Annotated in this window: 17 protein-coding genes; 5 read left to right on the top strand and 12 right to left on the bottom strand. The window is 65.0% G+C overall.

All coding sequences use genetic code 11. The annotated features are described in order from the left end of the window. Window positions 1-2: 2 nt before the first annotated feature. The 10 genes from AC07NK_RS16020 to AC07NK_RS15975 all read right to left on the bottom strand — a co-directional run bounded on the left by AC07NK_RS16020 (window position 3) and on the right by AC07NK_RS15975 (window position 15,633). On the bottom strand, window positions 3-1,229 hold the full coding sequence (locus tag AC07NK_RS16020; protein WP_495171609.1) for a M1 aminopeptidase family protein: 1,227 nt from the start codon (window positions 1,227-1,229) through the stop codon (window positions 3-5). Further along, window positions 1,229-3,025, bottom strand: a complete 1,797-nt coding sequence (locus AC07NK_RS16015; RefSeq protein WP_495171608.1) for a DUF885 domain-containing protein — start codon at window positions 3,023-3,025, stop codon at window positions 1,229-1,231. Before AC07NK_RS16015 ends, AC07NK_RS16020 begins: the two co-directional genes overlap by 1 nt. Further along, on the bottom strand, window positions 3,022-4,812 hold the full coding sequence (locus AC07NK_RS16010) for a DUF885 domain-containing protein (RefSeq protein WP_495171607.1): 1,791 nt from the start codon (window positions 4,810-4,812) through the stop codon (window positions 3,022-3,024). Before AC07NK_RS16010 ends, AC07NK_RS16015 begins: the two co-directional genes overlap by 4 nt. A gap of 11 nt (window positions 4,813-4,823) precedes the next feature. Then, complete coding sequence (locus tag AC07NK_RS16005; RefSeq protein WP_495171606.1) at window positions 4,824-6,743, bottom strand: S9 family peptidase; 1,920 nt, start codon at window positions 6,741-6,743, stop codon at window positions 4,824-4,826. Beyond that, window positions 6,743-9,979 (bottom strand): TonB-dependent receptor domain-containing protein, encoded by a 3,237-nt coding sequence (locus AC07NK_RS16000; protein WP_495171605.1) that lies wholly within the window; start codon window positions 9,977-9,979, stop codon window positions 6,743-6,745. Before AC07NK_RS16000 ends, AC07NK_RS16005 begins: the two co-directional genes overlap by 1 nt. A gap of 153 nt (window positions 9,980-10,132) precedes the next feature. Further along, window positions 10,133-11,122 carry a FecR family protein gene (locus AC07NK_RS15995; RefSeq protein ID WP_495171604.1) on the bottom strand — a complete coding sequence of 330 codons (990 nt, stop codon included), beginning with the start codon at window positions 11,120-11,122 and terminating at the stop codon, window positions 10,133-10,135. Continuing rightward, complete coding sequence (locus AC07NK_RS15990; protein WP_495171603.1) at window positions 11,082-11,651, bottom strand: RNA polymerase sigma factor; 570 nt, start codon at window positions 11,649-11,651, stop codon at window positions 11,082-11,084. Before AC07NK_RS15990 ends, AC07NK_RS15995 begins: the two co-directional genes overlap by 41 nt. Window positions 11,652-11,803: 152 nt before the next feature. Continuing rightward, window positions 11,804-12,541 carry a hypothetical protein gene (locus AC07NK_RS15985; protein WP_495171602.1) on the bottom strand — a complete coding sequence of 246 codons (738 nt, stop codon included), beginning with the start codon at window positions 12,539-12,541 and terminating at the stop codon, window positions 11,804-11,806. Between the two features lie 13 nt (window positions 12,542-12,554). Next, the gene (locus AC07NK_RS15980; RefSeq protein ID WP_495171601.1) at window positions 12,555-14,237 is read right to left on the bottom strand and encodes an alpha/beta hydrolase-fold protein; all 1,683 of its coding nucleotides are present in this window, start codon (window positions 14,235-14,237) and stop codon (window positions 12,555-12,557) included. A gap of 67 nt (window positions 14,238-14,304) precedes the next feature. Then, window positions 14,305-15,633: a metal-dependent hydrolase family protein gene (locus tag AC07NK_RS15975; protein WP_495171600.1), complete on the bottom strand. Its 1,329-nt coding sequence runs from the start codon at window positions 15,631-15,633 to the stop codon at window positions 14,305-14,307. Window positions 15,634-15,763: 130 nt separating this feature from the next. Between AC07NK_RS15975 and AC07NK_RS15970 the strand changes: the two genes are divergently transcribed. Continuing rightward, window positions 15,764-16,696 carry a dihydrodipicolinate synthase family protein gene (locus AC07NK_RS15970; RefSeq protein ID WP_495171599.1) on the top strand — a complete coding sequence of 311 codons (933 nt, stop codon included), beginning with the start codon at window positions 15,764-15,766 and terminating at the stop codon, window positions 16,694-16,696. 36 nt (window positions 16,697-16,732) lie between these two features. Here AC07NK_RS15970 and AC07NK_RS15965 read toward each other — a convergent pair whose 3' ends face one another. Beyond that, window positions 16,733-17,968: a glycosyltransferase family 4 protein gene (locus AC07NK_RS15965; RefSeq protein WP_495171598.1), complete on the bottom strand. Its 1,236-nt coding sequence runs from the start codon at window positions 17,966-17,968 to the stop codon at window positions 16,733-16,735. Between the two features lie 198 nt (window positions 17,969-18,166). On the opposite strand from AC07NK_RS15965, the gene AC07NK_RS15960 reads away from it, so the two are divergent. Both AC07NK_RS15960 and AC07NK_RS15955 read left to right on the top strand, forming a co-directional pair. Next, complete coding sequence (locus AC07NK_RS15960; RefSeq protein ID WP_495171597.1) at window positions 18,167-18,772, top strand: outer membrane beta-barrel protein; 606 nt, start codon at window positions 18,167-18,169, stop codon at window positions 18,770-18,772. Window positions 18,773-18,950: 178 nt separating this feature from the next. Continuing rightward, window positions 18,951-19,664: a response regulator gene (locus tag AC07NK_RS15955; protein WP_495171596.1), complete on the top strand. Its 714-nt coding sequence runs from the start codon at window positions 18,951-18,953 to the stop codon at window positions 19,662-19,664. A 56-nt stretch (window positions 19,665-19,720) separates the two neighbouring features. Here AC07NK_RS15955 and AC07NK_RS15950 read toward each other — a convergent pair whose 3' ends face one another. Beyond that, window positions 19,721-19,891, bottom strand: a complete 171-nt coding sequence (locus tag AC07NK_RS15950; protein ID WP_495171595.1) for a hypothetical protein — start codon at window positions 19,889-19,891, stop codon at window positions 19,721-19,723. Between the two features lie 146 nt (window positions 19,892-20,037). Between AC07NK_RS15950 and AC07NK_RS15945 the strand changes: the two genes are divergently transcribed. Next, the gene (locus AC07NK_RS15945; protein ID WP_495171594.1) at window positions 20,038-21,282 is read left to right on the top strand and encodes a sensor histidine kinase; all 1,245 of its coding nucleotides are present in this window, start codon (window positions 20,038-20,040) and stop codon (window positions 21,280-21,282) included. A gap of 69 nt (window positions 21,283-21,351) precedes the next feature. After that, the gene (locus AC07NK_RS15940; RefSeq protein ID WP_495171593.1) at window positions 21,352-22,485 is read left to right on the top strand and encodes an ABC transporter permease; all 1,134 of its coding nucleotides are present in this window, start codon (window positions 21,352-21,354) and stop codon (window positions 22,483-22,485) included. Window positions 22,486-22,490: the final 5 nt, after the last annotated feature.

Here is a 22,490-nt window from a genome sequence, read left to right as displayed (position 1 = left end):
GCTCAGGCGGCGTGCAGCGCCGCCTTGAAGTCACGCGCGGCATCGGCCCCGCCGATCGCGGTCAAATGCTTGAGGAAGATCGCGGTGGTGTGCACCGGCTCACGCGCCATGATGGCCATCAGCCGATCCATTGCCGGACGCCCGATCCGCCGCTCGAGATCGACCAGCAGCACCGGCCCCTTGGCATAGAGCTGAACGCGGTTCGGGCGGCCATGCCCCATCACCGCTCCCGCGGTCGCCGCGGCCTTGCGCAGCTCGGCGAGCGCCTTCTCGGCCTCAGCAACCCCGAACGCCGCCTCGCGATAGCGCTGCGCCATGTAGGAAGCGGTCGATTCAACCAACCAGAAATCGTCGGTCAACGGGCTGGCGAGCATCCACCAGGCGTGCGAGATCTCGTGCGCGACATAGGCGGCCGGGTTGATCTCGGCGACGTCGGGCCCGCTACGGCCGCCCTCGGACACGACGGTATAGGCCGTCCGGGCATAGCCCAGCGACTTGGGCCGCCAGACCTGCGCGATCCGCACCTTGCGCGGCAGCGGACCGAACATCGCCTCGAAATAGCGTGCCGCGCCCTCGGCATGCTTGACGTAGAAGCCGGACAGTCGCGTATCGAGATCGCGGGCATAGAATTCGACACCATGGGCGTAGGCGCGCTTGAGGCCGCGCATCGCCACCATCGGCAGATCGACATCGACGAAGTTGCGGCGGATATGCGCGCCGGTCGGGGTCCGCGTGACATCGCCCTGCGCGACCACGATCAGATCGGGCGCAAGGCCGTCGATCGTCGCATCGACCGTGAAGCGCGTCTGGATATCGGCGCCGACCGGGAACCACATATGATCGATGAACAGCTCATAGCCTTCGGGCCGCAGCGGCGGGTTACCGCTGTCGTTCGCCGTTGCGATCGGCCCCGCATAGCGAAAGCGCAGCTTGCGCGGCTGCGCACTCGGACGGTCGAAGCGGAAGCTGTATTTGACGAGGTCAGGCATTGGCGAGGCCGATGGCTCGCTCGCCATCGTCACGCCCTGCGGCAGCTGCATCGGCTCGAGCGTGAAGCGCTTCGAAAGCAGGAATGCCTTTTCCGGCAACGCTTCGGTCAGCGTCACGGTGACATCGGCGTGCAGCGCTCCATCCGGATCGAACTTGGCCTTCATGTCATAGTGCGGCGCTTCGGCATGGGCCGCACTCGCAAGCAGCAGCCCCATCAGGCTGATTGAATTGCGTGCCATCAACGAACTCCCCCGCGTGCGATCCAGCTATCGACCTGTTCCTCCAGAATCGGCAGTGGCAGCGGCCCGTTGCCCAAAATGGTGTCGTGGAAGCCGCGAATGTCGAACCTTGCGCCCAGCTTCGCCTTTGCCCGCTCGCGCAGTTCGAGGATCTTGCGCATCCCGACATAATAGGAGCAGGCCTGACCCGGCAGGACGATGTAGCGGTCGATTTCGCGCTGGTTGTCGTAGTTGCTGCTCGGCATGTTCGCATCCATGTAGGCAACCGCGCGCTCGCGGCTCCAGCGTTTGGCGTGGATGCCGGTGTCGACCACCAGCCGGCACGCGCGCATCAGTTCGAGCGAGAGGCGCCCGAAATCGTCATAGGGATCGGCATAGAGTCCGAGTTCCTTGGGTAGCCGCTCCGAATAGAGGCCCCAGCCCTCACTGAACGCCGTCTCGCTCGCGAAACGGCGGAACTTGGGCAGCCCGGCCATGTCATGCGCGACGCAGGTCTCGATGTGATGGCCCGGAATCGCCTCGTGATAGAGCGTCGCTGCAAGTTGCCATTTGGGCTGCGCCTTCATGTCGTAGAGGTTGATGTAGAACACCCCGGGGCGCGATCCGTCCTGCGGCGGGTTGGCGTAGAAGGCCTTGGCCGCGGACTTCTCGCGCCATGCCTCAACCGGACGCACTACAACCGGTGCCTTTGGGATGATCGTGAACATCTCGCTTTGCCGCCCGTGTATCTCGGCGAGCAGCCGTTCGGCATCGGCGACATAGGCGGCCTTGCCGGCGTCGGTCTGCGGATAGAAGAAGCGCGGATCGGTGCGGACATGCTCGAAGAATGCCTGGAGCGTGCCGGCGAAGCCGACCTTGCGCATGATCGCGCTCATCTCGCGATGGATGCGCGCGACTTGCGTCAGGCCCAGCTCGTAGATTGTCTCAGCTGTCAGCGGCAGCGAGGTGTAGTTTTCGAGCTGCTGGCGATAGAAGGCGTCCCCGCGCGGCAGCTTCCAAACCCCGTCGCGCGTGTCCGCTTTCGCCTCGGCCGCACGCAGATGCGCAATCAGTTTGCGGTAGCCCGCAGCGAACGGTCCATTGAGCCCGGCTTGCGCCCGTGCGACCAGTGCCTCGGCATCGGCAATGTTCGCCTTCGCCAGCTTCGCGCGTAAATCAGCGAGGATCGGGCAGTCGACCCCGGTGGTGTCGAACGGGCGGCCCTTGAGCATATTCTCGCTCGGCTCGATCACCAGTCGGTAGACGAAGCGCGGCGGCGAGACCCCCGCAGCCTCCTGTCGCGCCAGTTCCGTCACTACCTGATCAATCAGCGGCCCCACGCGCTCGATCCGCGCGCAATAGGCTTCGGCATCGGCGCGATCCGCGATGTTATGCGCGTTGAGCAGGGTGACCGGCACGCGCGTGTGCATCCCGCCCATCTGGGTCATGAGATAGTCGTCGCGGCGCAAGGCGAAGCGCGCCACCGCCTTGCGGCCATCGTCCTCGAACATCCGTACGCTGATCCGCGCCTGCGGCGACAGTTTCGCCCGATCGAACCCGGCGAGCACCACAAGATCCTGCTTCAGCAGCTCGAGATTCTCGATCGCGAACGCCTCGCTGACATCGTTCCATTTGTCCTGATCGCGCTTGATGCCGAGCTGCGACTGGCGCACCGGATTGCGGTCAATCCCGCGCTGCCACACGCGCTCGAAAAAGGCATCGAGCCGAGCGTCCTCGTTCTCCGTAAGCGCCCAGGCGGGCAGCGGCACCGCCACCGCGGCGAGCGCGCCCATCATCCCGCGGCGCGTTACCGTCATGCCTTGCCTCCATTCGCGATCCAGCGCGTCATCACTTCATCGAGCAGGGAGAGCGGCAGCGGTCCGCTGCCCAGCAACGCATCGTTGAAACGCCGGAGGTCGTAGCCGCGCCCGAGAGTCTTCTCCGCGCGCTCGCGCAGCCCGACCATCTTGAGCTTGCCGATCTCGTACGCCGTCGCCTGCCCCGGCGTGACGATGTAGCGCTGCACCGCCGTCACATGATCGGCGCGGCTACCCGGCGTGTTGGCGACCAGCCAGTCAATCGCGCGCTCGCGACTCCAGCGCAGATGATGCAGCCCGGTATCGACGACAAGCCGCCCAGCGCGCATCAACTCCTGCGAGAGCTGGCCGAATTCCTGATAGGGATCGGTGTAGAGACCCATCGCATAAGGCAGTTGCTCGGCGTAGAGCGCCCAGCCCTCGCTATAGGCAGTGTAGCCGCCCTGCCGCCGGAAGGCGGGCAGATGCGCCAGCTCCTGGCTGACCGCGCGTTCGAGATGGTGCCCAGGAACGCCCTCGTGAAAGGCGAGCGCGGACAGCTCATATTTGGGCAGGTTCCGCATCTCGACGGTGTTGACGTAGAGGATTCCCGGCCGCGACCCATCGGGCGCGGGTGCAAAATAGCCCGCGGTCGCGGCCGAGCGTTCGAGCCACGGCTCGACCGGCTTGACGATCATCCCCGCCTTGGGGACGCGCGTCATCACCTCTCCCAGCCGGGCCTCGACCGCCGCGATATGCCCGCGCATCGCGTCGAGATAGGCGGCCCTGCCCGCTGGAGTATTCGGGAAATAGAAGCGATCGTCCTTGCCGACGAACGCGAAGAAATCGGTCAGCGATCCGGTGAAACCTGACCGGGCCATGACCGCGCGCATTGCCGCATGCAGACGCGCGACTTCCTCCAGCCCGGTGCGATGCACCTCCTGCGGGGTAAGCGGCAACGTCGTCTCCAGCTCGAGCGCGGCGCGGTAATAGGCGTCGCCTTCGGGCAGACTCCACACCCCGTCGTTGCCCGCCATGCGTGCCTGGCTTCGTTCGAGCCACGCGATTAGCGTCTGGAACCCAGGGCCGAAGCCGTCACGCATCGCCGCCTCGGCATCCTGTACCAGCCGTGCGCGCTCCCCCTCCGTAATCGCAAGCTTGCCCACCTTCTCGCGGAAATCGGCAAGGATCGGGCTGTCTCCGGTACCGCCGAACGGCGCACCGCGGATCAGCGCCGCGCAATTGCCGATCACCAGCGGGTAGGAAAAATTGGGCGGCAGCACCCCTGCCGCAGCCTGCGTGTCGAGCCCGCCGACAATCGCTTCCAGATAGGGCTTCACACCGCGCAGCCGCGCGACATAGGCCTGCGCATCCGCGCGGTCGGCGATCGCATGGTTGTTGATCAGCGTCTGCGGAATGACGCGCTGCGGCCCGCGCATCTGACACACCGGATAGCGATTGCCGCGCCAGCGATGCGCGGTCAGCGCCTGTTTCCCCGCATAGTCGAACAACCGCACGCTGATCTGGCGCTCGGGATCGAGCGCGCTTGTATCGAACCGTGCCAGCTCGGCGAGTTCAGCGCGCAGGATTGCCGCATCCTCGACGGCACGCCCATCGCCCGGATCGGGCCAAAGGCTCTGTCCGTCCTTGATGCCGAGCCCCGACTGGCTGAGCGGATTGCGAGCGATGCGCTTGCGGAACGACGCCTCGAAGAACGCGTCGAGCCGCGCGGCCTCACCCGATGCCGCCGCCGCAGCCGGCCATGCGGCGAGCGCGGCGCTGCCGGCGAGCAGCGCCCGCCGGCTCATCGTCGGGCCGCTCATTCGCCGATCGGCAGGCCGCCGCGCGCCGCATCCGGATCGTCGCCACGCCTGGCGACATGCCTGTCGAGAAAGTCGCGGATCGCGCGATAGGCGACCATCTGGTTGGCCTTCTTGCGGAAGCCATGCCCCTCATCGGGGAAGGAGATATACTCGACCGGAACGCCGCGCGCCTTGACCTTGGCGACGATATCCTCGGACTCGATCGGCAGCACGCGGGGATCGTTCGCCCCCTGAAGCACGAGCAAGGGCCGCTCGATCCGGTCGGCATGGAACACCGGCGAGATCTTGGTCAGATAAGCCTCGTCGGTCGCCGGATCGCCGACCTCGGTATAGAGAAGGCGGCGCAGATCCTCCCACCATGGCGGGGTGTTCCTGAGCAGCCGCAGCCAGTTCGACACGCCGTAGATGTCGACCCCCGCCGCAAACTCCTTCGGCCGGAAAGCGAGCCCTGCGAGCGTCATGTAGCCGCCATAGCTCTGCCCCTCGATCGCGATCTTGTCGCCGTCGACGAAACCGGTGGCGACCAGCATCTTCTTCGCCGCGACGACATCGTCGAGATCGGCGTCGCCGTGCTTCTTGTCGTCCATATGGTAGAAGGTGCGGCCCGAACCCGAGCTGCCGCGATTGTTGATCTCGAACACGACATAACCGCCGTTGGTCAGATACTGCATCAGCGGGCGGTAGCCGATCCGGCTCTCGTCGCCGGGGCCGCCATGGACATGGATCACCGCCGGCCGCTTGTCGCCGGGCCTGACGTCGTGCGGCACATAGAGCACGCCCGGCACCTGAACCCCGTCATAGGAGGCGAAGCGGACCATCTTGCCGGGGACGAGATCGCCCTGCGCGACGCCGGGCGCCTGCGCGTTGAGCAGCGGACGGCGCTTGCCGGTCTTGAGATCGAGGATCGCGATATCGCCCGGCGTCGCACCGTTGGTCAGCGAGATCGCCGCGATCGCTCCACGGTTGCCGAGGCGCAGACCGACGCTCGCCCCCGGCGCCGGATCGGCGAGCGGGATCGACTTGAGCGTCGTGGCGTCGAACAGATAGGGCCGGCCGCGCGCATCCTCATTCACCGTCGCGACGATCGTGCGGCCGTCGCGGCTGAGGGCGGCGCCGGATACGTCCCATTTGGGCGCGAAGATCGTCTCACGCCGCCCGGTCGCAAGATCGACCCGGGCGAGCTTGGTGAACTCGCCGCCATCGTCGGTGGTGAAGTAGAGGGTCGACCCGGTCTGTGCGAAGGTCTCGGGCTCGCCCGACACCGGGGTCGATCCGGCGGTGACCTCGCGCAGCGCCTTAGCAGTACGGTCATAGACATAGACGCGCTTGTTGGCGTTGTCGTGGATGCGGCTCATCGCGACATAGCGGCGATCGGCGCTGACGGCGCGGATCTGATAGGCCTTGTCGTTCTCGAACAGCAGTGTCTTCACATAGCCGTCGGTCGTGATCTCATAGAGGTCGAAATAGCGCGGATCGCGTTCGTTGGTCTGGACGAAGAAGGATTTCCCATCCTTGGCCCATTCGACGAAGCGCGCGACATGCTTGGTCCCCGGCGTCGTGTCGCGCACGCTGCCGTCGAGCTCACGCACATAGATATGCGCAAGCTCGTTACCGCCTTGATCGCTCGAATAGAGGATGCGGCGGTCGTCGGGGAAAAAGCCGATCGCGTTGACCGTCTCCTTGGTCGAATGGGTGAGCTGCTGCATCGGCCCGCCCGCCACCGGCACCGTATAGAGATTGGCTATGCCGGTGCGGTTGCTGGTGGTCAGCAGCAGCTGGTCGTCGGGCGAGAAGGAGATGCCGCCGAACGTTTCCGCCGCCATCAACTGCTCGATCGTATAGCGTTTGGTCTGCTCCGCCGCGTTGGCGGCGGGCAGAGCAAGCAGAAGTGCGGCAGCGATCAGACCTGCCCGCATCAGAACGACACCGCCGCGCGCGCCGTGAAGGTCCGCCCGATCGGATCGTACACCCCGAACGAGCGTGTCACCGTCGCCGGATACGGGACTGCGCGGTCGAACAGGTTGCGAACCGTGAACTGCAGTGATAAGTTTTCGGTGACCTTGGCGCTGAAGGTCGTGTTGACCAACGTGTAGGCCGGATAGTCGTTGATCGGCGTGTTCTCAATCGTCGCGGTCCGGCTGTTGACGGTCTTGCTGCTCCACAGCACCTGCACATCCCAGTCGAACGGATCGAAACTGTAACCGATCCGGCCGTTGACGTCCCAGCGCGGCGAACCAACGGTCCCCGCCCCCTCGATCACCGGCGACCCGCCAGAAGTCTGGTTCCGGAAATAGTCGATGTAGAAGGCCTTGAGCCCCAGCCGCAGCTGGCCCGGTTCGGTACCCGCAACGTTCGGCACGGCGAAGGCGTAGTTGATCTCGCCGATGATCCCCGCAAAGTCGAGCAGGGCGCTGTTATAATAGGTTTCCTGATAGCCATCGGCGAGATCGCCCGCGATGCGTTGCCGTCCCGTCGCCGCGCTCTGTGCCGCCGCTTCCGCCACATTCAGGCGACGGAACGCCTGGCAGGCGGTCTCGTTCGGGAAGTTCGGGCTATCGTAGCAAGCCGCCTGCGCAGTGCCGAGATCGAAGCGCGAGATCGCGTTCGCGAGCCGGATGCGGCTGTAATCGATCGACAGCCGTAGGTTGCGGATCGACGGCGGCTGATAAACGAGACCCAGCGACCATGAACGCGCCTTCTCATTCTCCAGATCGCGATTTCCGCCGACCTGGCCGAAAGGTGATGCGCCGTTGGTGGTCGGGAGGAACTGGCCGGGCACCGGTCCCCCAACAGCAGCGAGCGCCGCGGTGCAGTTGGCAAGGCGGACACTGGGATTGGGTCCGGCAGCAACGCGGCTGGCGGCGCACACGTCGTCGCCTCTGCGTGCCACCGGCGTGGTGTTGAGGAACAGCTCCACCAGCGACGGGTTGCGGATCGCGCGGGTATAGACGCCGCGCAAGGTCAGCCCGTCGAGGCGCGTCTGCATCCGCGCACCGCCCGACCAGGTGATGTCGCCGCCCGAGACTGAATGGTCGACATAGCGGATCGAACCCTCGGCCTGGAGCGACTTGACCAGCGGCACATTCATCGCGTCGCTGATCAGCGGAACGACGGCTTCGCCATAGAATTCATCGGTGTTGAAACTGCCTTCGGCCGCGTCGGGGTAAGCAATCGCTCCACCCAGCAGCGTCAAGCCGCCATTGAGGATAGCGTCGCCGTCGAACGACCCCGCCTCACGCCGGTGCTCATAGCCGATACCGATCGAGATCGGCCCGCCAATGCCGAACGGCAATGCGCCACCCATGTTCGCGGAAAACACCCCCATCGAGTTTTTGCTGATGCCCACGCCGCGGTCGAGCACATAGTTGACCGCCGCGTCGCTGGCCGCGCCTTCGCCGAAGATATTGATTGGCACGCAGCTTCCTCCGACCGCACAGGTCGTGGTGCTCGTCGCGTTGATCGCATTCTGGAGCCGGGTAAGGTTGATCGAGTTGAACTCGGTACGATTGCGGCTTCGCCCGTAATTGTACGAAATATCCCAGTTCCAGGCTTCGCCGCCAATCTTGAGGTCGCCCTTCAGCCCGGCGACGATGCGAAAGACGTCGAAGGTGGAATTGGCCGGGAAACGGTCGACGATATCGTTGAAGTTGCGATTGAGCCGAAACGTATTGGTGATGCCGTTCGCCGCCAGGGTCGCGCGCGCCTGAGGCGTAAGGAACGGGTTGTTCACGCTGATGTTGATCGCCGGTCCGCCCAGGATACCCGGGGCTGCGAATTGGAACAGATCGGACAGCTTCGTGCCGCTGGTATGAGCATAGGAGCCCTCGACGAAAAAGTTGACGCTGTCGGTCACGTCGAAATTGGCGTTGAGGTTGAACAGGTATCGCTCATTCGGCGACAACAGGCTGGTATGCTTTGCTGGATTCATCCCGTCCCCGCCACTGGCGTAAACCGGAATTCCCGAGATAGCCGAGCCGAAAAACGGCGCTCCGACGTTGAAGGGCACGAGATCGCCATTGGTTCCGAATTGCAGCGGGTTACCTGCGGCATCGCGGATATAGGTGGCGGCCATCGGCGCGCCCGCGGTGTACGGCAGACCGCCATCGGTCAGCGGCGCATAGCGAAGTTCGTCGACTACCATCAGCGAGGAGATGCCATCGCTTGGATTGCTGTTGCCCGATGGAGTGAGGAAGCGGAACGGAAAGCGGCGCCCGAGCACCATGCCTTCCTGACGGACATATTCGGCGCCGAGCACGATGTTGCCGCGCCCGCCTGCAAAATTCTTGCCGACCAGCGCGCGCACCATCTGGTTCGCGGCATCGCCGCGGCTGCTGATGCTGTTCTGGCCCGTGAGCTGGAAGCCCTCGAAATTCTCCTTGAGGATGACGTTGACGGTGCCGGCGATCGCGTCTGAGCCATAGACCGGCGCGCCGCCGATCGCGACGGTCTCGACGCGCTCGATCAGCCCGACCGGGATGAGATTGAGATCGACCTGCGAACCCGGCGAGGTCGAGCCGCCCGAACCCGACACAGTGTTCGACGACACAAAGCGGCGACCGTTGACGAGGCTTAGCGTGCGCTGCGAACCCAGCCCGAAGAAATTGGCGAAGCTCTGCGCGATGCCGAGCGTGCCCTGGCTGGTACCGATCTGACTCGACGCCGCGGGCGCAAAACCCGGCGTGTCCTGCAACGCTTCGAGCACGTTGGTATAGCTGCGCCGTTCGATCTCCTCGGCATCGGTCGAGGTCGCAGCCTGCAGCGTGTCGAACCCGGGCCGCAGGATACGCGATCCGGTGACGACGACGTCCTCGCTCGCCGCTGGGACTGGAGCTTCCTGCTCCGTCTGCGCCGCCGCGGCACGGCGAACCATCACCGCGCCACCGGCGGTTTGGACGACCTCAAGGCCGGTCCCCGCGAACATGCGTCGCAGCGCTTCGACCGCACTGAAGCTGCCCTTGATCGCATGGGTGCGCACACCCGCCAGATCCGCCGCTGGGGCGATGACCTGAAGACCGGATTGCTGCGCGATGGTCTGCACCGCATCGCCCGCATCGCCTGCCGGGACCGAATATTGCCGCGCCGCCTGCGCCCAGGCAGGCGTCGCCACCATGCCGGTGCCGAGGCTGGCAATCGCCGCTCCGGCCAGAAACATGGCCCGCGCTCCGCTCCGCACTTTCCGCTGCTCGCCCATTGGCTGTCTCCCCCTAATCGCCGGTTATCCGGCCTCATGGGGAAGAGAGGGGTGGATGCGAGAAATCCCCCACTCCGGATCAAAATCGTTCCGCCGCCGTAGCGGCAACCGATCTTAGTGCGAGGGGGAGTTTTGTCTGCGCGCGAGGACGAAGGCGTCGGGTGTCTCGCTCACCTCGCCGTTGAAGGCCGCCGCGGCGGCGTTGGCGAAGGCACGGGAATCACCAACGCGGAACACGCCGATGAATTCGGCGCGGCCCAGCGAGGAATCGTTGATCACCACCGGCTTGACCGCGTGGCGATTGACCTCGGCCGCAGCGCTGGCGAGCATCTGGCCGCGGAAGACGAGCTGGCCGCTGCGCCAGGCCTGCTGACGCTGAACCTCGCGCGGGTCCAGCCGCGCGCGGCGTGGGCCGATCGTCGCGGCCACGAACTGTTCGTCGCGGTCGAGCACGATTTGGCGCGGCGCCCCGCGTTCGGCATCGGTCACCTTCACGCGCCCCTCGGCCACGGTCACCGCGATGTCGCCGTCCGTCGCCTTGCCGACCGTAAAGTCAGTGCCGACCGCGCGCGCCGAGACGTTCCCCGCGTCGACCACGAAGGGCCGCGCGGCATCGTGTGCCACTTTGAACGACGCTTCGCCCCGGCGCAGCACAATGCGGCGCTGGCCGTCGGAGAAGCGCACCTGAAGCAGCGTGTCGCCGTTGAGGAACAGCGTCGACCCGTCATCGAGCGCGACGCGGCGCACTTCGCCGCGCGCCGTCTCGATCCGGCCGGGCAGCCGGTCCTCCGCAATGACTCCGATTCCGATCGCGAACAGCACCGATGCGGCGATCGCCATCTTGCGCCACGGCAGCGGTTTGGTGACGCGCACCGGCTCGTTCGCCGTGCCGGTGTCCAGCGCGACCAGCCGATCGACGTCGAGCCACGCCGCCTGCGCCTTCACCCATGCCCCAAGGTTCCGCGTGTCGCTCGCCAGCCACTGGTCGAGCGCCTGCTGGTCTTCAGCGGTTAGCGGACCTTCAGAAGAACGGATGACCCAGGCGGCAGCGCGCGACTCGGCGTTATCCGAATCCCCAGAACCTACGCTTGCCACGCTCTTCATCCTCCGCGCCTGTCTGTGGCGCCTTCATCGCTTCCATCAACAGCCGCAGCGCCTTCGCGAGGTGCTTCTCGACCGTGCTTTCCGAGATGCCCATACGCCCGGCGATCTCACGTTGCGACAACTCCTCGAATTTCTTGAGCTGGAACGCCTGCCGGCATTTGGGCGGCAAGGTCGTGATCGCGGCGTGCAGCCGCGCCAGTTCCTGCTGACCACTCAGCCGGCGAAACGCGCCGATCTCATCATCCACGATGTTCAGCGACTCGAAATCCGCCACCAGCTCGATCGAAACGATCCGCGACCGGCGGACATGCTCGCCGACGATATGGCGGGCAGTGACGAACAGATAGGCGCGCCCGCTGACGATGCGCTCGACATCGACCGTCCAGATCCGGGCATAAGCCTCCTGGATCACCTCATCGAGCTCGCATGAGGTCAACCCGCGAATGCGGCCGGCAAGCCAGTGCCGCACATCCCCCTCATGCGGGAGCACTTCGCGTGCAAACCAGAGAAGGCGGGCCTGATGGTCCATTCCGGCAGAGCATCAGCAAACCGGCCCGACGTCAAGAACAAACCGTCACAAAAACTAAATAATGCCAAAGTAAAATACTGATAATACACGAAAATAGCGCGCGGATACCGAAGCACCCGCCACGCCAGCTGCTTACAGTCTTCGGGAAGCGCCTATTGCGTGATGCGTTTCACCACCTTGCCGTCCTCGCCCAGAAACTCGATCACCGGCAGGCCGTCGTCGCCAACCTTCATCACCAGCCGCGGACGCCCCTGCTTGTCGGCAAGCCGGACGACCGCCTCCTCCAACTGCTTACCTGCAAAGAAGCGTTCCGCGCCGCCCCCGCCATTGGCTTTGGCGTGCGCCATCATCTCCTCGCGGATCTTCGCCTTGCCCGCTTCGGTCGGTTCGCGCGAGGCGCGGTCGCTCATCTCCATCAGCGGCTGGATCGACGCGTCGGGGCGATCCCAGACACGAAGCCCGGCCACACGCTTGCGGTCGTTTTCGGAGTAGACCATCCCCACGGTCTGATCCTGTTTATACTGGTCGAACATCATCGTCGCGCTGGCCGAATTCTTGCCGTCGCGAACGCGGTTGCCGAAGCCCATGCCGCCGACTTCGTCGCCATCGTCGTTGAAGAACAGCATCCCGCCCTGATCGCGGTTGTGGTGCTTATACTCCTTGCCGTCCATGAACAGGCCCGGAAAGCGCGGCTTGTTCGAGAGGACCAACCGGTACTTGCCGTTCGGCTCGACGATGTTGACGCGGCCGACATTGATCTCGTCGAAGGTCGCGACCCGCGCCTTCGCCGCGGGGGTCGAGGTGGCGACCGCCCATCCGCCAGGAAGCAGCGTACCGATGCCGAGCGCGGTGCCGATCGCCACCGCCATTTTCCAAGAGGGTGCCTTCATCGCTCGATCTCCCTCAATAGTTCCAGTCGGCCACCCGCGCACCGGCGGGAGCATTCTTGCGCACATGCGCGCCCATCTCCTTGATCACGCCGGTCCAGTCGGTGTGGTGCCAGTTATGGCCCTTTTTCGGCCGGCCATATTCGAAGCGGATCGGATAGTTGGCGCCGCCGACCTCGCGCACCATTTCCTCGAACTTGTAGACGCCGAGGTTGAGGAAGAATTCGTCCTGCTCGCCGGCGAAGAAGTTGAGCTTGCCCGACAGCTTCGGCGCGAGCTTCGCCCAGTTCGTCTTCGCGTAATGAGTCAGGTCGAAGCCGTTGGTGCGATAATATTCGGCGACCTCGCGGTCGATCACGCCAGTCAGCGGATCGAACAGTGCGCGCGGATAGCCATCCTTGTCTGTCGGCCCATAGGTCGATTGCCAGACAGCGAGCTGATAGAAGCCGCGGCCGCGATCGCCCAGCATCAGCTCGAGCTTGGACAGATCGCGCATCGACAGGCCGGGCAGTCCCTCGCGCGTCCGGCGGAACGGCCGCTCGGCAGTCTGCCACTCGCTCACGCGATATTCGAACATGTTCGGTTCGCGGTAGATGTCGGCGACGCCCCAGCGGGTGAAGTCGATCGGGTCGGGATTGAAGATCCACGCACCGCCGAACATGTCGGGATAGTGGAGCTGGAGCGCGAGCGACTCCCACCCCCCGGTCGAAGCGCCCTCGACGATCCGGCCATAGGACTGGTCGATCAGCCGGAACTTCTTCTCCAGATACGGCATCAGCTCCTTGGTGATGGCGTCGCCCCACGGGCCGTTATTGGCCGAGTTGAGGACGTAGGATTCGAAGAAATAGGGGCTGTACTGTTCGAGCGTGATCGCAACGAAGCGCGGCATCCCCTCGCCGTCCCAATCCTTGTAGAATTGATAGCCGGTCTCCAGCGCACCGTCGGCGGCGCGTTCGCGCGCCCGCGGGGTATCGGTGCTCACATCGGTGGTGAAGCCGAACGGGATGTCGCCATGGCTAAGCGCATAGACCGCCGGGTAGCGCGCGTTGGGATTGGCGTCGAATCCCTTGGGCAACAGCACCGTCGCGCCGATCGTCATCGGCATCCCCCAGAAGTCCGACAGAACCTTGCTCTTGATGCGGACATGCTTGAGCCAGGGCGTCTCGACCGGCGCCGCGGGGGGCGGGATCGTCTCGGTCAGCGAGAGCGCGATCGGCGCGCTCGCGATCGGCGAGATGCGAACCTTGGCGACCTTGCTGAACAGGTTGCCGCCGCTGAGATAGGCGGGCGCGCGCGCCTGATTGGGCGCGGGGACCCACAGCGTGTGGCCGTCCGACCGTTTTGTCTGGACATAACGGATCAGCACCGCCTGAACGTTATACTCGCCCGGTGGCAGGCTCTTGAGGTCGATCGGATAGCCGATCGAATTCTGTCCGACAGTGACGCTCGCGCCAGGCTTCATCGCGTCGACATTGACTGCGAAGGACGGCGGGCCGAGCATGCCGATCGCGGTGCGCGGTTCGGCGACATCAGTGCCCGCGGCAACCACGATCAGCCGGCCCGTCACCGGGCCGCCGGCATCGACCGGAAGCTGGACCGAGAAATTGAGCTGCGCCGCGGCGGGAAGTGCCAGCGTGACCACAATGAGCGCGGCGATCGTGCGCCATACTCTGCCGATTGCCGAACTCAGACCGAACACGCGCATCCCCCTCGCAAAACCATCCCTCACAGGAAGGATGGATGCGGTCGCGGTTTCCACCAGTCGGTCAGCGGGTTTTTTGCATGACGATCCGTCCGCGCTGCATCACCAGCACCGGTGCCTGCGTCGCGGCGATGTCCGCGAGCGGATTGCCGGCGACCGCGACGATGTCAGCGTCCTTGCCGGTCTCGATCGTTCCCACGCGCTCGGCGATGCCAAGCAGGCGCGCAGCCTCGCGCGTGCCGGCGATCAGCGCCGTGGCCGGCCGCATCCCGTAGCGGGTCAGCAGCACCATCTCGATCGCGTTTTTGCCATGCCCCTTGTCGACCACGCTCATGTCGGTGCCCGCGGCGATCGGCACGCCGATGCGGATCGCCATGCGCAGCATGTCGTGATGCGCCTTCGATGCGGTGATCGCCTTCTCCGCGATGCTGGGCGGATAGTTGCCCGAATGGGTCTCGACCCAGTCGATCGCGGTGCAGGTCGGCACCAGGAACACGCCCTTGGCCTTCATCAGCCTGAGCGTCGCCTCGCTCAGGAAGCTGCCATGCTCGATCGAATCCACCCCGGCCTCGATCGCGATCCGCGCGGCGGTGTCGCCATGGGCGTGCGCCGCGACCTTGCGGCCCCAGTTGTGCGCTTCCTCGACAGCTGCCGTGATCTCCTCGCGCGTCAGCTGCGGCACGTCGACCGGATCCCACGACAATACCCCGCCGGAGACGCAGATCTTGATCGCGTCAGCGCCGTTGTTCATCTGGTGGCGCACCGCCTCGCGACATTCGGCGCCGCCCGAACAGACGCCATCGATCGCAGTCTTGGGCGCGACCCGCTCGGCGGGAAATGGCGGCTGGTCGCAGCTTCCACCGCGCGCAGTGATCGGGTTGCCCGAGGCGAGAATACGCGGACCGGGCGTGAGGCCCGCATTGATTGCGTTGCGCAGGCCGATATCGATGAAATAACGCGCGCCGACATGGCGGACGGTGGTGAAGCCTGCATCGAGCGTCAGCTTTGCGTTGGCACCGGCATAAAAGGCCTGCTCACTCTGCGTGCGCATCATCTGTTTGAAGACGTGGCGGTAATAGTCGGCGTCGGATTCGAGCGTCAGGTGCGAATGCGCGTCGATGAAGCCGGGCAGCAGTGTCGCGTCGCCCAGGTCGATCACCTGCGTGCCCGTCGGGATGTCGGCAGAGTTCCCGACGCCGACGATGCGGCCGTCACGAACCAGTACCACCGCGTCGTCGCGCAGGCGTTCGCTTGTGGCGTCGAACAGCCGCGCCGCCTTGAGTGCGATCAGCCCCTCCCCCGCCGGCGGCACGCCCCGCTGCGGTGCCGCCGAACACAGCATCGCGCCGGCCAGCACTGCCACCATCGCCTTCCCGGTGCGCTTCATCCCCATGCCTGCCCTCCTCCTGCCCGGAACGACGCCCGGCGCGCGCATTTCCGCCAGTCGGACATGGCGGATCGGTGCGGCTTGCCCGTCGTAGCTGGAAGGGCCTGGGACAATCCAGAGGGCAAGGAACACATAGATGGCGAAGATGCGGATCGAAGGTTCGTTCGTGGCGACCGTGACGCCGTTCGATTCAAGGGGAGCGATCGACTTCGGCGCGTTCCGCACGCTGATCCGTCACCTTGGCGACCATGGCACCCGCGCGGTGCTGTTCATGGGATCGACCGGCGAGCCGACGCTGCTGACCCCTGAGGAGAAGAAGCGCCTGATCGTCGAGACGGTGAAGCTGCGCCCCGCCGACATGTTCTTCTTCTACGGCTGCAGCGGCCCCACGACCGATCAGGTGATCGACAATGTCCGCTTCGCCGCAGCGAACGGCGCCGACGGCGCGATCATCGCGCCACCGCCCTATATCTGCGCGCCCGAGGCCGACATCGTCGAATTCTACCTCGAAGTGGCGGACGCCACCGATCTGCCGCTCGGCATCTACAACAACCCGCCGCGGGTGAAGACCGACCTCGACTGGACGCAGCTGCTGCGCCTGTTCGCGCATCCGAACATCGTCGTTCACAAGGAATCGACCGCACGCGTCGGTCAGGTCGGTCGCATCCTCGCTGCACGTCCCGACGTGTCGGTGATGTGCTGCGACTCCCCCAATCTCGGGCTGGTGGTGCCGACGATGGCGCTGGGCGGACACGGCACCGCCAACATGACCGGCAACCTCGCACCTGCCGAGATGGCGACGCTGTCAGCGCCGTGGCGCAGCGAGGGTGACGCAACCCGTTTTCGCGAGCAATATCTGGCGCTGCTGCCGCTGATGCATTTCAATTATTCCGCGATCAATCCGGTCGCGGTGAAGTCGCTGATGCAGGCGTGCAGTCTGCCCGTGGGCAGCCTGCGCAAGCCGTTGCGTGGGCTCGACGCCGCTGCGCTGTCGGCAGGGATCCGGGCGATCCGCGAACTCGGACTGGACGAACGCTATGGCTATCGCGTCCGTGATCTTGCCGTCTGAGGTCGCACGGCGGATGATCGAGGCGGATCGCCCGTTCTAGGCCGCGCCAGCGAGGACGGGCCGGACGCATGCCCCTGAACTTCGCCGCTTCCGGTCGAGGCATGCAGCATACACCTTCGCAACCGACGAAAGCTGCCCGTGCCAGTCATAGGCCAGCGCGCGCCGCGAAGCAGCTGTTCCAAGCGCCACACGGGCCGAGCGCGAAAGGACGAGCCGTTCCAGCGCATCGACATAGCTTGTCACATCATCGGGTTGCACGAGTATCCCCGAGATATCGTGTTCGATCAGCGCGGTGGCGCTGTCGACCCGTGCCGAAATAATCGGAATCCCGGACGCCATTGCTTCGAGATTGACGTTCCCGAAAGCCTCGGTGACCGACGGGTTAATCAGGATATCTGCACTCGCGATCGCCGTGCCGAGCCGCTCGCCAGTAAGATGCCCGAGGAATTGCGCCTCCGGAAGCTGGTCTGCGAACCAGTCCCGTGCCGGCCCCTCCCCCACAATCAGCGGTCGCAGTGGGTATCCGCGCTCACGCATGCCGCGGATCACATCGGCAAAGAGGCCAATCCCCTTTTCGCGTACGAGGCGTCCGAAGAACAGCGGCACGACCTCGTCGGGCGCATAGCCCCATTCACGTCGCCACGCCGTGCTGCGCCATCCAGGGTTGAACTGGTCATGATCGACACCCCGTCCCCAGACCGAGACGCGGCCGCCCAGTCCCGATCTGCGGAAATCGCTGGCGATCGCTTCGGTCGGCGCGAGCACATGATCGCACCCCCCGTAGAAGCGGCCCAGATAGCGCTCGGCCGGCCCCCGCAACCATCGGAGCCCATAATAGTCCAGATAGGTCTCGAAGCGCGTGTGCAAGCTGCTCACGACCGGAACACCAAGCTCACGCGCGAAACGTTGCGCGCTCCAGCCGAGCCAGTCGGGCGCGGACAGATGCACGATGTCGGGTGCGAACGCCCGGATGTCGCGCTTGATTTTCGCTGGAAGGCCGAGCGCGACCCGGTACTCATCGCGCCCTGGAATCGCGAGCGATCGGACGGGCACCACATCGCCGACCGAATTGAACGCCGGTTCCGACGCAACCGGCGAGTAGACGCGCACTGCCGCGCCTTCCTCGTGGAGAAGGTGGCCTACGAGCCGGTTGAGCGCCTGATTGGCGCCGTCCCGAACGCAGTCGTAATTTCCGGAGAACAGGGCAACGCGCAAGCCCGAGCTGCGCGACCATAGCGGATCATGCGCCCGCTCCATCAGATACGCCGCCATATTGCCTCGCTGTTCGCTGTCCCGATCATGTCTCCTTGGGGTGGGCCGGTTTGGTGCAGGCATTGTCTGTGAAGGATGGAGATATTGTGGATCGCCCGGACTCGACCCAGCGTCGGCACGACCTCCACCATAGCTCCACAATACCGCGCCAGATGCACTCTCCCGGTCGATCAAGACCGCAGTGCTTTGGAGTTTCACATGAAGATCAAATCCCTCCTTTGCGGGATGGCGCTTGTCGCCGCTGGGACCGCGCATGCCCAAGATTCTTCGGACAAGCCCTTCAACGGGTTCAAGGTCGGCGCGTCGGCGGGCATCAGCCGTACGAGCATCGACAAGCCGGTCGCAGGTGAGAAAGCCGAGCTGGACGTTTCCAAGAAGAGCTTCGATTGGCGCGGCTATGCCGGCTACGACATTCAAACCGACAGCAACATCGTGCTCGGCGTCGAGCTGGGTCTGGGCGGCGGCGGCAAGACCTTCACTCAGAAGGTCGGCGCAACCAACGTCAAGGTCAATCCCGGCCGCACGTTCGACGCAACGGGACGCGTCGGCTATGCGTTCAACAACGTCCTCGTGTTCGGCAAGGCCGGCTGGGCCCGCCAGCATTTCGATCTGACCGCGACCCCGACGGCGATCGGCGCCAAGCCGGTCACCACCAAGATCAAGGAAAGCGGGTTCCTGTTCGGCGGCGGCGCCGAAGTCGCGCTCACCCCCCAGTTCGCCATCCGTGGCGAGTATGATCGCGTGAAGTTCAACGACGAAGTCAAGCGCGACCGCTTCCTGCTCGGCGGCGTGATGCGCTTCTGAGGTTTCGCCGCCCCGCATCCCTACTGTGGGGCGGCGAAACACGGCCCATGATAGCCTGATCGCTGTCATTCCGGCCGGAACGATATCGTCCCGGCCGGATGGGATGCCGGCATGCGCATCCGCAGGGCGCCTCCATCAACTCTCCACAATTGGTTCACTTAATCTCGACTTCAGGGCAGTGAAGCATCCTGAAAGGGAGTCGAACGTGGAAAGTGCATTAGTGCTGATTGTCGAGGACGAGCCGGAAATCGCCTCGATCCTCGATGCCTATTTTACGCGCGACGGATTCCGCACCGTGACCGCGGCCAACGGCGAAATCGGGTTGCAGCATCATTTGATGCTTGCGCCAGACCTGATGGTCCTCGACGTCAAGCTGCCAAAGGCTGATGGCTTTGCAGTTCTTGCTGAAGTCCGTCGCCGCGGCGGAACGCCGGTAATCATGGCGACCGCCCTTACCGAAGACCTCGACAAGCTGTCGGCGCTCCGGCTGGGCGCGGACGATTATGTCGTGAAACCCTTCAATCCGCTCGAGGTTGTCGAACGGGCAAAGGCCATTTTGCGGCGCGGCCGAATGAGCCAGGACGCGCTCGTCCGCCACGGACCGCTTGAGCTCGATGGCGCTGCGCACGCTGCCTATGTGCTGGTCGCAGACCGGCGGCAGCTCCTCAACCTGACCTCAACCGAATTCAAGCTGCTCGCGCACATGATGCGAGCGCCGACCAAAGCTTTTTCACGCGGCGAACTGCTCGACGCCTGCATGCCCGAAAGCGAAGCGCTCGAACGCACCGTCGATAGTCATGTGAGTAACCTTCGCCGTAAGCTGCTTATGGCAGGTGCCGACGATCTGCTGGGGGGCGTACGGGGTATCGGCTATCGTTTGCTGCCGCCATGAGCCGCGCCGCCGCCCTGCGCGCGGATCGGCCATGCGCTAAAGATCTTCGCAACGCGTCAGATATCGCGGCGCAATTCGGGGACGAAGTAGAGCAGCCAAAGAAACCACCCGAGCGAAAGAAATTCCCACGCGCTCTCGCGGCCGTGCCAGGCGAGGACCATGTCCGGCACCTTGTAAAATCCGATCAGGCCGACAAAACCGAGCCACCATCGCCTTTGCATCTGCACGCACAACTCCTCGCAAGACGCCAGCCGCGGGTGCAGCGCGCGCCGACAATCACGACCCGCGCGTCGAGAGTCGGTCGAGAGTTGATGGGCGCCCGGCGCAGGCCGACGCAGGGACTTCTACCGATGAACGGAAAGCGCAGGACCGGATGACGACTGACATAGCGGCGCAGACACACCGGAAGGGTCGACCCAGTCCGACCAGCCTTGCCGGACTGGGCGGGATGATCGGGCGCGCGAGGCATCGCAGACGCCGGGCCCGGCTCACGACCCAGCTGACTGCGGCAATGACGGTCGTCGCCTTTCTTTCCGTCGTCGTGATGCTCGGCGGCATGCTGACCTTCTATGTCTGGTCGATCGACCTGTTCGTCAGCAGCCTCCCGGCGGACGCACGACGCGCGCAGGAACTGGTCGACAACAACCAGCTGCCGTCGCAGGCGGATCTGGAAGCTCTCCTCAACGCCTATCGGGGATGGGAAGCGAGCTTTGAATTTCAGGAACTGATCGCGGTGACCGTGCTCGGCGTGGTCGCACTGCTGGTCGGCATTATCGCGGGCCGCTGGTTCGCAGCGCGGATCAGCGATCCGGTGCATCGGGTCGCGGCCGCCGCCCGACGCGTGGCAGCGGGAGACCGAACCGTCAGAGTTGCCGTGACCGGGAACGGTGCGGGCGAAACGCATCAGTTGATGGCCGACTTCAACATGATGGCACGCGAGATGGAACGGTCCGAACGCGAAATGCGCGAGAGCATCGCTGCGATTGCGCATGAGCTGCGCACCCCGCTGACCGTGTTGCGCGGCCGGCTTCAGGGCATGGCGGACGGCGTGTTCGCCCCCGATGCGAAGGGGATCGAGGGCCTGATCTTCCAGACCAATGCCCTCGCCCAGATCATTGAGGATCTACGGACATTGAGCCTGGCCATGTCCGGCCGGCTGGTGATGCGCCCGACGATGATCGATCTCGCATTCGAGGCCGACCGGACGATCGACGCGTTCAATGGAGAACTGACCGGCGCGGGCATGGTTGCGGAACGCGATCTGAACCCGGTCCGACTGGCCGCCGATGGCGCGCGCTTGCGTCAAATCCTCCTCGCGCTGCTCGACAATGCACGGCGCTACGCCGCATCGGGGGGTGTTGTAAGGGTCGAGACGGGCTCCGACGGCAACGGGGCATTTCTGCGTGTGCTCGATCAGGGCCCTGGCATTGCCGCCGAAGACGCGGAACGCCTGTTCCAGCGTTTCTGGCGTGCCGACGATTCCAGGTCGCGCGATTCCGGCGGCACCGGGCTTGGCCTTGCCGTGGTGAAGGCCATCGCCGAGGCGCATGGCGGCCGGGCTTCCGCCGCACCGCGCGAGGGCGGCGGCGCCTGTTTCGAGGTTCGCCTGCCCCATTGAGGGCACGCTCCACATCGCCTCCACGTTTCGCGGGGCGTAGCTCCATGAACCGCCGCCATCGGCACGGTCATGATATCGCTCGCCCGCAAATCCATCCTGCACGAATGGCGCCGCTTTGCGCCCGCGATCTTCGCGATCGCCTTTTCAGGCATCCTGCTCGTGATCCAGGCGGCGCTTGCCGTCGGCATCTTCGCCACGGTCGCGGTCTATATCGAGAAGTCCGATGCCGAACTCTGGGTCGGGTTTCCGGGCACGCCCAGTGTCGACCAGGGGCGCTACATCTCCAACCGCACCGAATCCTTCGCTCGGATGCACCCCGATGTCGATCGCACGGAGCCCTTTTCCTGGGCAGGCGGGGTCTGGCGGTCGCGGCCCGGCGCGGGGGACGTCAGCGTCGTCCTTGCCGGCATCGATCCCCGCCCCGGCTCGCTCACCTTTGCGCACACCGTCTCCCCCGACCTGCGCGAGCGGCTCAAGATGCCCGGCGCGGTACTCGTCGATATAGCGGACCGCGCGAAACTGGGCGTCGCGATCGGATCGCATGCCGAGATCAACGGCAAGAAGGTCCATGTCGCCGGCTTCACTGAAGGGTTGCGCGGCATCGGGAGCGTCAACGTCATCTCCTCGCTCAGCACAGCGCGGCATCTCGATCCGGGCCTCCAGCATACCGACGACGTCGCCTATTACCTCGTCAAGCTGCGCGCCGGGGCCGATCCCGCCAAGGTCAAGGAAGCGCTTTCCCCCAAGGGCGTGACCGCTCGCTATGAGGCGTGGACCGCAAAGGATTTTGCCGACCGTTCGACCAACTACTGGTTGTTCGAATCGGGTATGGGCACCGCGTTCGGCCTCTCCTCGCTCGTCGCGGTCATCGTCGCGATCGTCATTACCAGCCAGACGCTGATGGCAGCGGTCGCCGCGTCGATCCGTGAATTCGCGACGCTGCGCGCGCTCGGCGCACCCGGTAGCCACCTGCGCAGCGTCGTGCTGCAACAGGCGCTGTGGGTCGGGATCGTAGGCCTGGTGATCGCCGGTATCCTGTCTGCCCTGATCCTGTGGCTCGCCCAACTCGCCTATATCCCGGTCACGATTTCGCTGCCGATCACTGCGGGATGCGGTGCACTCGTTCTCTGCGTTGCGATCCTGTCGGGCTTCGTTGCGCTGAGCCAGCTCTCCAAGGCCGATCCGGCCGCGTTGCTCCGGTGAACTTC

The sequence above is a fragment of the Sphingomonas sp. GW821-FHT09B04 genome (assembly GCF_059418285.1).
The sequence above is the reverse complement of the archived record's forward strand: the minus strand, read 5'-3'. Positions and strand labels throughout refer to the sequence as shown.

Bases quoted from the DNA above. Each gene is read 5' to 3' on its own strand.
- AC07NK_RS16020 (WP_495171609.1), bottom strand. From the start codon at position 1,229: ATGGCACGCAATTCAATCAGCCTGATGGGGCTGCTGCTTGCGAGTGCG.
- AC07NK_RS16015 (WP_495171608.1), bottom strand. From the start codon at position 3,025: ATGACGGTAACGCGCCGCGGGATGATGGGCGCGCTCGCCGCGGTGGCG.
- AC07NK_RS16010 (WP_495171607.1), bottom strand. From the start codon at position 4,812: ATGAGCCGGCGGGCGCTGCTCGCCGGCAGCGCCGCGCTCGCCGCATGG.
- AC07NK_RS16005 (WP_495171606.1), bottom strand. From the start codon at position 6,743: ATGCGGGCAGGTCTGATCGCTGCCGCACTTCTGCTTGCTCTGCCCGCC.
- AC07NK_RS16000 (WP_495171605.1), bottom strand. From the start codon at position 9,979: ATGTTTCTGGCCGGAGCGGCGATTGCCAGCCTCGGCACCGGCATGGTG.
- AC07NK_RS15995 (WP_495171604.1), bottom strand. From the start codon at position 11,122: ATGAAGAGCGTGGCAAGCGTAGGTTCTGGGGATTCGGATAACGCCGAG.
- AC07NK_RS15990 (WP_495171603.1), bottom strand. From the start codon at position 11,651: ATGGACCATCAGGCCCGCCTTCTCTGGTTTGCACGCGAAGTGCTCCCG.
- AC07NK_RS15985 (WP_495171602.1), bottom strand. From the start codon at position 12,541: ATGAAGGCACCCTCTTGGAAAATGGCGGTGGCGATCGGCACCGCGCTC.
- AC07NK_RS15975 (WP_495171600.1), bottom strand. From the start codon at position 15,633: ATGGGGATGAAGCGCACCGGGAAGGCGATGGTGGCAGTGCTGGCCGGC.
- AC07NK_RS15970 (WP_495171599.1), top strand. From the start codon at position 15,764: ATGGCGAAGATGCGGATCGAAGGTTCGTTCGTGGCGACCGTGACGCCG.
- AC07NK_RS15965 (WP_495171598.1), bottom strand. From the start codon at position 17,968: ATGGCGGCGTATCTGATGGAGCGGGCGCATGATCCGCTATGGTCGCGC.
- AC07NK_RS15960 (WP_495171597.1), top strand. From the start codon at position 18,167: ATGAAGATCAAATCCCTCCTTTGCGGGATGGCGCTTGTCGCCGCTGGG.
- AC07NK_RS15945 (WP_495171594.1), top strand. From the start codon at position 20,038: ATGACGACTGACATAGCGGCGCAGACACACCGGAAGGGTCGACCCAGT.
- AC07NK_RS15940 (WP_495171593.1), top strand. From the start codon at position 21,352: ATGATATCGCTCGCCCGCAAATCCATCCTGCACGAATGGCGCCGCTTT.